10 protein-coding genes are annotated in these 9,304 nt (G+C 73.9%); 3 read left to right on the top strand and 7 right to left on the bottom strand.

What is annotated here, in order from left to right; all coding sequences use genetic code 11:
- Positions 1-86: 86 nt before the first annotated feature.
- The 3 genes from ACFVVA_RS39715 to lanKC all read right to left on the bottom strand — a co-directional run bounded on the left by ACFVVA_RS39715 (position 87) and on the right by lanKC (position 3,027).
- On the bottom strand, positions 87-176 hold the full coding sequence (locus tag ACFVVA_RS39715; RefSeq protein WP_198959315.1) for a class III lanthipeptide: 90 nt from the start codon (positions 174-176) through the stop codon (positions 87-89).
- A 191-nt stretch (positions 177-367) separates the two neighbouring features.
- The gene (locus ACFVVA_RS39710; protein ID WP_387695545.1) at positions 368-463 is read right to left on the bottom strand and encodes a class III lanthipeptide; all 96 of its coding nucleotides are present in this window, start codon (positions 461-463) and stop codon (positions 368-370) included.
- A complete protein-coding gene (gene lanKC, locus ACFVVA_RS39705) occupies positions 460-3,027 on the bottom strand; it encodes a class III lanthionine synthetase LanKC (protein ID WP_387695544.1) in 2,568 nt (855 codons plus the stop codon). Before lanKC ends, ACFVVA_RS39710 begins: the two co-directional genes overlap by 4 nt.
- A gap of 214 nt (positions 3,028-3,241) precedes the next feature.
- Here lanKC and ACFVVA_RS39700 point away from each other — a divergent pair, with 214 nt between their 5' ends.
- Entirely contained in the window at positions 3,242-3,889 is a 648-nt protein-coding gene (locus ACFVVA_RS39700) for a response regulator transcription factor (RefSeq protein WP_359899467.1), read from the top strand.
- A 38-nt stretch (positions 3,890-3,927) separates the two neighbouring features.
- On the opposite strand, the gene ACFVVA_RS39695 is transcribed toward ACFVVA_RS39700, so the two are convergent.
- The 4 genes from ACFVVA_RS39695 to mca form a co-directional block, all read right to left on the bottom strand.
- Entirely contained in the window at positions 3,928-4,908 is a 981-nt protein-coding gene (locus tag ACFVVA_RS39695) for an ArsR/SmtB family transcription factor (protein WP_387695542.1), read from the bottom strand.
- 252 nt (positions 4,909-5,160) lie between these two features.
- Positions 5,161-6,588: a sensor histidine kinase gene (locus ACFVVA_RS39690; protein WP_387695541.1), complete on the bottom strand. Its 1,428-nt coding sequence runs from the start codon at positions 6,586-6,588 to the stop codon at positions 5,161-5,163.
- A 78-nt stretch (positions 6,589-6,666) separates the two neighbouring features.
- The gene (locus tag ACFVVA_RS39685) at positions 6,667-6,858 is read right to left on the bottom strand and encodes a hypothetical protein (protein ID WP_359899461.1); all 192 of its coding nucleotides are present in this window, start codon (positions 6,856-6,858) and stop codon (positions 6,667-6,669) included.
- A gap of 49 nt (positions 6,859-6,907) precedes the next feature.
- Complete coding sequence (mca, locus tag ACFVVA_RS39680) at positions 6,908-7,813, bottom strand: mycothiol conjugate amidase Mca (RefSeq protein WP_387695540.1); 906 nt, start codon at positions 7,811-7,813, stop codon at positions 6,908-6,910.
- Between the two features lie 236 nt (positions 7,814-8,049).
- Between mca and ACFVVA_RS39675 the strand changes: the two genes are divergently transcribed.
- Both ACFVVA_RS39675 and greA read left to right on the top strand, forming a co-directional pair.
- Positions 8,050-8,463, top strand: a complete 414-nt coding sequence (locus ACFVVA_RS39675) for a DUF4307 domain-containing protein (protein WP_387695538.1) — start codon at positions 8,050-8,052, stop codon at positions 8,461-8,463.
- 326 nt (positions 8,464-8,789) lie between these two features.
- A complete protein-coding gene (gene greA / locus ACFVVA_RS39670; protein WP_359899456.1) occupies positions 8,790-9,290 on the top strand; it encodes a transcription elongation factor GreA in 501 nt (166 codons plus the stop codon).
- Positions 9,291-9,304 lie beyond the last annotated feature (14 nt).

Here is a 9,304-nt window from a genome sequence, read left to right as displayed (position 1 = left end):
TCGAGCTCCTGAAGCGCCAGAATGTCGGCCATCACAATCACCTCCTCCTCACCGTCTCGGCGGAACACGGCACCAAGGTGCCGGGATCAGCAGCTCCAGTAGCTGAGCGAGCTGAACGGGGCGTCGACGACGATCTCCTCGTCGAGCTCCTGAAGCGCCAGAATGTCGGCCATCACAATCACCTCCTCCTCACCGTCTCGGCGGAACACGGCACCAAGGTGCCGGGATCAGCAGCTGAAGTAGCTGAGCGAGCTGAACGGGGCGTCGACGACGATCTCCTCGTCGAGCTCCTGAAGCGCCAGGATGTTGGCCATGTCAGTCACCTCCCCTCGCCATCTCGCCGGGACGTGGCACCGGGCCACGGGAATCAGCAGCTGAACGCGCTGATCGAGCTGAACGGGGCGTCGACGACGATCTCCTCGTCGAGCTCCTGAAGCGCCAGGATGTTGGCCATGTCAGTCACCTCCCCTCGTCGTCTCGCCGGGACGTGGTACCGGGCTCGGCCGGCTCCGGCGTCCACCCGTGAACGGGGTGGGCGCCGGGGAGCAGGCACTGCCCGGGGCTCTTGGCGGCGGCCAGCGCCAGCAGGGCGCCGGCGGAGCCGGTGGCCAGGTCGGTGGAGAGCCGGATCAGCTGGTCCCCGTGCAGGACGCTGCCGTCCTGGTGGGGGGCCAGGTGCAGCTCCACCAGCCGGAGTTGGTCCTCCGCCTCGACCTGCCAGTGCGGCAGGCGGGCGGCGACCTGGAACAGGGTGTAGGCGAGCCCGGCCCGGCCGTTGAACAGCCCGCCCTGGACGACCACCCGGACCGCGCCGGCCCGGGCCACGGCCTCCAGCACCCGCTCGGCGCCGAGGGCTTCGGCCTGCGCGTCGGGCAGGGCCAGGACGGCGAGCGCCACTCCGGCCGAGCCCTCCGCCAGGTACGGCAGCAGCCGGCCCGAGCTGTACGTCTGCAGCATGTCGTCGACCAGTCGGCCGTGCCGCAGGTCGCAGCGGACGGCGCGTTCGGCGGCCTCCGCCCAGGCCGTGTCGCCGGTGAGGCGGGCACAGCGGGCGAACAGCACCGCCGGCCCGGACCAGCCGCGCAGCAGCCCCGGCCGGTCCAGCAGCCCGGCCTCGCCGATCCGCCCGGCGGCCTTGGCGGCCAGGGCGAGCGCCTCGTCCGTCGCGCCGGCCTCCAGCAGCAGCTGGGCGACGCCCGTCAGGCCGCCGTACAGGCCGAGCGAGGAGGGCAACGGGCCGGCCAGCAGCCGGTCCACCACGTTCGGGGCGTCCGGGTGCCCGAGCCGGTGGAACAGCCAGCCGGCTCCGGCCAGCCCGTCGTACAGCCCGCCGGGCGTGTCCGCCGGGGCGCGCCGCACGACGGCGGCGAGCCAGTCCAGTTGCTCCTCGTCCGGTGCGGCCCCGGCCAGGTGCCGGGCGAGCAGCACGCCGGAGGAGCCGTACGCCAGCCCGAGCGCGCCGCCGGGGCGCAGCCCGGCCACGTCGCCGGGATGGAGGCGGTCCTCCCGCCCGGGCGTCGCCGCCCCGTCGATGCCGCGCAGCAGGGCCGCGGCGGTGAGCTCCGCCCGGGGCCCGGCCGCGGGCCGGGCCCCGAGGTGGGGCCGCAGCGCCGGGGAGAGGGCGAGCCGCTCCGTCATCCGTTCGGCGAAGCCGGCGGGCACCGTCGGGAAGGACTCCGCGACGAGGTCCAGCAGCCCGCCGACGACGGCCGGGTTGCGCCGGGTGAGCGCGGTCAGCGAGACGAAGGCGGCGAGCTGGCAGCAGCCGAGAGCGAACAGGTCGGCCTCGCGGGCGTCGGTGATCGCCGGGTCGGTGAAGCCGGGGGCGCCGAGGGTGCGCCGGCGCGGGGTGTCGAGCGGCGTCGAGAGTTCGAAGTCGACCAGGGCGACGGTGCCGTCCGGACGGATCATGATGTTGCGGTGGTGGAGGTCCCCGAACGCCACCCCCTCCCGGTGCAGCGCCGCGACGCACTCCTCGACCAGCGCGAGCCGGGTGACCGCGAGCCCCGCGAAGTCGGCCAGCGTCCGGGCGTCCGGGCGGTGCCGGGTGAGCGGGTACTCCCGGCCCAGCCAGGCGCTGAAGGACTCGCCGGGGATGTACTCCATCACCAGGTAGTGGTGCTCCCAGCTGGTGAAGTACTCGTACAGCTCCGGCACGAACGGCAGGTGGCCGATCCGCTCCAGGGCGTCCCGCTCGACCAGCAGCCGGGCCACCGCGTCCGTCTCCGAGGCGTCCAGTCCGGCGTGCGGGCGGGCCTCCTTGATGACGACCTGTCGGCCGTCCTCGTCCTCGGCGAGGTAGACCCCGCCGGCGTTGGAGAAGTGCAGCGCCTTGACCACCCGGTAGCGGCCGAGGCCGGCTCCCGCGTCGGCGGCGGCCGCGGCGATCCGCTCGGCCAGGAAGTCCGGGGTGGAGGCCCACTCCGGGACGGTGAAGCGCGGACGCCGGGCGTCCGGCACCAGCCGGCCGTCCGGGTCCTCCACCGCGGGCACCCTGGTGCCGTCCGGCAGCTCGCACCACATCAGGGCGAAGCCTCCGTAGCGCACCGACACCGGGCCCTGGTTCCACCGCAGGTCGGACAGGACGTACGGACCGGGGCGACCGCCCAGCGCCTCGTCCAGCTCGGCGAGGACGGTCTCCAGCTCCGCGGCCGTCCGCGGGTAGACGGTGACGACCTTGCCGCTGGCGGACCGGTCGGCGTACTTGGCGTTCGTCACCGCGACCACCAGCCGGCTGCGCAGGTACTTCCAGGGCAGTCCGAGCCGGCGGCAGACCCGCCAGGCCGTCTCGATCGTCTCCTCGGCGGATTCGGGCGTGGCGCTGACGTGGACCTTCCAGCCCTGCTCCGGCAGCCGGGGGCCGCCGGGCGGCACCAGCACCTCCCACACCCCCTGGGTGCGGCCGCGCCAGCCCTCGGGCAGCAGGCCCCCGCCCGGAGCGAACCGGGAGTCCCGGTCGTCACACCGCTCCAGGGCGTCGTACCACACCGGGTCGGCTATCGCATACGACTCGTATTTCGCGTCCACTTCGCCCTCCGCCCCCTTTCGAATATCCGCTGAACCGAATTCCGGTTTTCGCCGGAACTTTCGAAGCCTTGGCGCCCCGTTCCGACAGGAACCATCCTTCCCGGACGCCCCGTCACGTGACAACAGTGTTAAGCGGGAACTGAATCCGACACATACCAGGCGGAATCCCGGCCTTCACTTCGGAGGCGCCGAAAACCCGTGCGATCATGACGCCATGAAGACGCGTGTCGTGATCGCCGACGACCAGGCGAGCGTCCGCCAGGGGTTCCGGCACATCCTGGCGGCCCAGCCCGACATGGAGGTCGTGGCCGAGGCCGCGGACGGCCTGGAGGCCCTGGAGGCCGTCCGCACCCTGCGGCCGGACGTCCTGCTGGTCGACATCCGGATGCCGGAGCTGGACGGGCTGGAGGTCACCCGACGGCTGACCGGCATCACCCCGGAGGTGAAGGTCGTGGTGGTGACCACCTTCGACCTCGACGAGTACGTGCACACCGCGCTGCGCAACGGCGCCTGCGGCTTCCTGCTCAAGCACTCGGGGCCCGCGCTGCTCGCCGAGGCGATCCGCTCGGCGGTGGTCGGCGACTCGCTGATCAGCCCGCAGATCACCACCCGCCTGCTGCACCACTTCACCGGCCCGCGCCGGGTTGACCGGTCCCCCGTCGAGCCGCTGACCGGCCGCGAGGAGGAGATCGCCGTCCTGGTCGCCGAGGGGCTGACCAACTCCGACATCGGCGCCGAGCTGTTCATCTCGCTGAGCACCGTCAAGACCCATCTGGCCAACCTCCAGCGCAAGTTGAAGGCCCGCAACCGGGTGGGCATCGCCACCTGGGCCTGGGAGTCGGGCCTGACCGAGCGCGGCTGAGCCGGCCCGCCCGCGACCGGCCGCACGACCCGGGCCCCTCATCGCAGCGCCCGCCGACGGCCCTCGACCCACCGCGGGGCCGCGCCGCCGAGGGGCCGGCCCTCCCTGCCCGACGGAGCCTCACCGCGCAGCAGCGCCCGCCCCAGCGGGGTGACGGTGTGCAGCACGCCGTTGCCGCAGCGCCGGGTGTCGATCAGCCCGGCCGCCCTCAGCACGGAGGTGTGCTGGCTGACCGCCGAGGCGGTCACGCCGAGCCGCCCCGCCAGCTCGCCGGTGGTACAGCCGTCCAGCACGGCGTGGAGGGCCGCGGCCCTGGTCCGGCCGACCAGGGCGGCCAGCGGCTCGTCCCCGCCCCGGCGGGCGCACCGCGCCGCATCCGGCGCACCCGCGGGCACGGGAAGGCCGATCCGGTCGGGACGCATCGCGAAGAGCAGCGTCGGGGCCTCCTCGGGCTCCCCGCGCCGCGGCCGGAGCACCACCCCGGCGCCCTGCAGGAAGAGCGAGGGCACCAGCCGCAGCCCCCGCCCGTCGAGGGCGAGCTCGACGTCCCGCTCGGCGGGGATCTCCAGCACCGGGGCGGCCCAGCGGATCTGCGGGTGCAGCGTGCCGAGCAGCGCGTCCACCCCGCCGCGGCCGGCGATCTGGCGGCGGACGTCCCGCTCCGCCTCCAGCCGGGACCGGACGTCCGCCCAGCAGGGCTGCAGCGCCACCCGGTGGAACTCGCGGACCGCCGCGGCGACGTCGGCCCGCTGGACCACCGGCTCGGCGCCGCGGCCGGACGACACGATCCGGCCATTCGCCCACACCCGCAGTACGTCCCGGAAACCACCGTTGGCTCCCGAAAGGCGCCGCAGCCGCTCGGCCAGCACCGGCTGCCGCGCCAACTGCCCGCGGACGGCCCGCTGCCATGGGTGGAAGAATTCCCCGCCGCTCCGCCACGCCTCCAGTGCCAGCACCGCCTCCATCTCCTGGTCGACATTTCCAGCAATTCGTACACGAGCCAGATCCTCGGCAGACATCGCAATGCGAATCACAGGCTGTTCCCCCGCTCGGGATTCTTGCGTCGGGACGGCCCAGGGGAACCCCGCGCCCTGATCGCCGCACCGACATCCTTGCCCGCCCACGAGGCGCGTCGCCATCGGCCGATCGGCCCATTTGATCGTCCGGAACGCCGAATCGGCCGCCGCCGGATGTGCCGAATGGCCTGGATGGACCGGTCGGCAGGCTCGAATCAGCCGTCCGGCCGGGACCGGCGCAACCACCCCGCCCGGTCAGCCCCCGAGGCCCGCCACACCCTCCGTCGGCAGCACCGCGCCGACCCGCCAGCCGCCCTCCGGCCCCGGTCCGGCCGTCAGCTCACCGCCGGCCGCCTCCACCCGTTCCCGCAGGCCCGCGAGGCCGAAGCCGCCGCCCTCCCGCTCCGCCCCGCCCAGCGCGCCGCCGGCACCGCCGCCACCGTCCGCACCCCCGGCACCACCGCTACCACCCGCACCGCCACTACCGCCCGCCCCGCCGGAGTCCCCCGCCCCGCCCGGCACCCCGTCGTCGGTGACCGTGACGCGCAACGCCGGCCGCTCGCCGCACCGGTCCGGACCGACCTCGATCGCCACCTCCCGGGCCTCGGGCGCGTGCCGGCGGACATTGGTCAGTGCCTCCACCACCAGCCGGTAGCCGAGCCCGCTGATCGCCGCCGGCACCGCCGCCAGTTCGGCCTCCGTGGGGGCCTCCAGCCGCACCCGCGCGGAACCGCTGCGGGTGAACCGCTCGGCCAGCGCGGGCAGTTCGCTCAGGTCGCGGCGCAGAGTGCGCGCACCGGGCCCGCCCGCCGCCGCCCGCCCCGCGCCCCGTCCGGCTCCCGCCGCCCGTCCCGCGCCCCGTCCGGCCCCCGGGGCCGCCCCCCGGTCCGCCGTCGTCTCCGTCCCGGACCGCCCGCGCGGCTCCGGATCGGCGTCGTCCGCCGCGAAGACCTGCACGGTCCGGTCCATGGTGACCAGCGCCTGCCGGCCGGCCGCCTCGATCCCGGCCAGCAGCTCGACCACCCGCTGGGGGTCCTGCTGGGCCAGCACCTGCGCGGCCTGGGCCAGCACCACCACCCCGGTGACGTCGTGCGCGGCGAAGTCGTGCAGGTCGCGGGCCAGGTCCAGGCGCTGTGCCCGCCGCTCGGCCACCACCGCCGCCCGGGCACGGGTGTCCATCGAGCGCAGGTAGCAGCCGACCCCGACCACCGCGCAGGCCAGCAGCGCCGAGATCAGGCAGAGCTTGGTGGTCACCGCGGGCGGGGCCGGCGGTTCGGCCCAGACCCCGATCCGCAGCGGTATCAGCGCCACCGCCGCGACCAGCAGCGCGCCGTAACCGAAGGCGGCCGCCGCCGGGGGCCTGCGCACCGCGGGGACGACCGGCGCGAGCAGCGCGACGGTCTCCAGCAGCCACCAGGACTCGATGCTGCCGAACACCGGTCCGCGGTAGCCGGCCGTCACCAGCAGCGACACGGCGCAGGCGGCCAGCACCGAAGGGCCCACCGCGCCGACCCGTCCCGGGGCCCAGAGCACCGGGAACAGCCCGGCCACCACCGCCATCGCGCCGGAGAGGACGATCAGCGGCCCCGGGTTCCCCAACCCCGCCACCGCGGCCGCCAGCACCCCCGCCGCCGCCGCTCCGTACCCCGCCCTGCGCACCACGGTGTGCCACGACCACGTCATGGTTCGGGATCCTACGAAGTCTGACGGCCCGCCAGGGCTGCTTCACCGAAGGCCGGTCCCGCGGGACCGGCCGACGGCTCACTCCTTCGGCGCCTCCGGCTGCTCGACGAAGTCGACCTTCTTGAACTGCCGGTTCATCGACTTGGCCAGGAACCAGGTCGCGACGCCGAGGGCCGCGAAGACGAGGAAGCCGAGCAGGCCGGGGGTGACCTTGGCGTCGTCGACGGCGAGGTCAGCGGCGATGTTGATGAGGTTCACGGAGGCGCTCATATCTCTATGGTGGCCCGGCTCACGCGGAGCCGGGCCGTCGGGGGGTGGTTCAGTCGCGCGTGTCGGCGGCCTCGGCCGCCAGGGTGGGGGTGCGCAGGCCGGCGAACAGGTCGTCCTCCGGCAGGTCCACGTCGACCAGGGTACGGGCGAGCTCGTAGTCCTCGGTGGGCCAGACCTCGCGCTGGACCTCCAGCGGGACGCGGAACCACGGGCCGTCCGGGTCGATCTGGGTCGCGTGGGCGATCAGCGCGCGGTCGCGGGTCTCGAACCAGTCGTCGCAGCGGACCCGGGTGGTGATCTCGCGCTCCTTGCGGCCGCTCTTCTCCCAGCCCTCGATCCACTCGCCGTACGGCGACTCGTGGCCGTGCTCGGTGAGGTACTCGTGCAGGGCCCGGATGCGGCCCATCGGGAAGCCGTGGTTGTAGTACAGCTTGAGCGGCTGCCAGGGCTCGCCGGCCTCCGGGTAGGCGTCCGGGTCGCCCGCGGCGTCGAACGCCAGCATGGTGATCTTGTGGGTCATGATGTGGTCCGGGTGCGGGTAGCCGCCGTTCTCGTCGTAGGTCGTGATGACCTGCGGCTTGAACTCGCGGATCAGCCGGACCAGCGGCTCCGCCGCCTCCTTGACGTCCTGGAGGGCGAAGCAGCCCTCGGGCAGCGGGGGCAGCGGGTCCCCCTCGGGCAGGCCGGAGTCCACGAAGCCCAGCCAGGCCTGCCGGACGCCGAGGATCGCCCGCGCCTCGTCCATCTCCTTGCGGCGCACCTCGTGGATGTTCTCCTCGATGTACGGGTCCCCCTGGAGCTTGGGGTTGAGGACCGACCCGCGCTCGCCCCCCGTGCAGGTGGCCACCAGCACGTCCACGCCCTGCTCGACGTACATGGCCATGGTGGCCGCGCCCTTGCTGGACTCGTCGTCCGGGTGGGCGTGCACCGCCATCAGTCGCAACTGCTCAGTCAACGCCTTGCGTTCCTTCCACACTCGTCGGGCGTTCCGCGAAGTCCGGGTCTGCCCACCGTTCGAACCGCTCACTCCGGGACCGCGTCGCCGCGGGGCCGGGCCGCGGAACGTCACCGGCGCGGCCGAGCCCTGCCCCCGCCGGACCGGCCGCGGGCGTGCCCCTCCTATAGTGACGGACTGGAGGAGCGTCGCATTCCCCCGCACCACCCCGCGCCCCCAGGAGAGGACGGAGTCCGATGAGTGCAGACACCACCGCCACCGGTCTGCCCGAGGGGCGCTACGGCCGCGGCGGCGACCGCGACCCGGACCGCCGCCTCAAGGTGATCGGCGCGGTCTGCGGCGTGCTCGGCCTGGGCCTGATCGCCTGGCTGGGCGGCTCCTACCTGCTGCGCGAGTCGAAGATCAACGGCTCGGTGCCGACCTTCCAGGTGCTCTCCGACTCCGAGGTCCAGCTGCACCTCACCGTGCGCAAGGGCGACGGGCAGGCCGGTACCTGCACGGTCCGCTCGCAGTCCGACGACCACGCGGTGGTCGGGGTCGCCGACTTCCCGGTCCCGGCGGCCGGCTCCAGCTACGACGCGGTGGTCACCCTGCGCACCACCGCGCGCGGCACCACCGCGGAGCTGCTGGGCTGCACCCCGGCCAAGTAGCACGCCCCGGCCAAGTAGCGCGCCGGGCAACGCGCGCCCCGGGCGGCGCACCCGCCCCCGGTAGCGCGCATATTCGATCCGGGGAGCGGGCATCCGTAGAGGGTCCCGCACACCACTGCCGTACACCAGGGCGTAACGCCGCCGTCAATGGCGCGCAAACGCCCCTCCCGCTTGTCAGCAGGACTTGTTAGTCTCGTGGTTTCGCCCCTTCCGCACCGGATGGTACGGGAGCGGGCGTTGCTTTGTAGTTGAGACCGATATCACCACCGACCCCTGCTGACGACTCACACCCTCAGCACAGCCCCCAGCACCTACGAGGAGCACCCGTGACCCAGACCAGCGAGAACGTGACCTGGCTCACTCAGGCCGGATACGACCAGCTCAAGGCCGAGCTGGAACACCTGACCGGGCCCTGGCGCATCGAGATCGCCCAGAAGATCGAGGCGGCGCGCGAGGAGGGCGACCTCAAGGAGAACGCCGGTTACCACGCGGCGAAGGAGGAGCAGGGGAAGTACGAGCTGCGCATCCGTCAGCTGACCCAGCTGCTGGAGCGGGCCAAGGTCGGCGAGGCGCCGGCCGACTCGGGCGTGGTGGCCCCGGGCATGGTCGTCACGGTCGCCTTCGACGGCGACGCGGACGACCTCATGGAGTTCCTGCTGGCCTCCCGCGAGGTCGCGGGCGCCGACGACCTGGACGTCTACTCCCCGCAGTCCCCGCTGGGCCGCGCCATCGACGGCAAGCGGATCGGCGACGAGGCCACCTACGAGCTGCCGAACGGCAAGCCGGCCATGGTGAAGATCGTCAAGGTCGTGCCGCACGCCGGCTGATCCGGCCGCCCTCC

It is taken from the genome of Kitasatospora sp. NPDC058048 (assembly GCF_042885555.1).
Taxonomy (GTDB): domain Bacteria; phylum Actinomycetota; class Actinomycetes; order Streptomycetales; family Streptomycetaceae; genus Kitasatospora; species Kitasatospora lactacystinica.
This window is presented reverse-complemented; position numbering and strand designations above follow the sequence as displayed.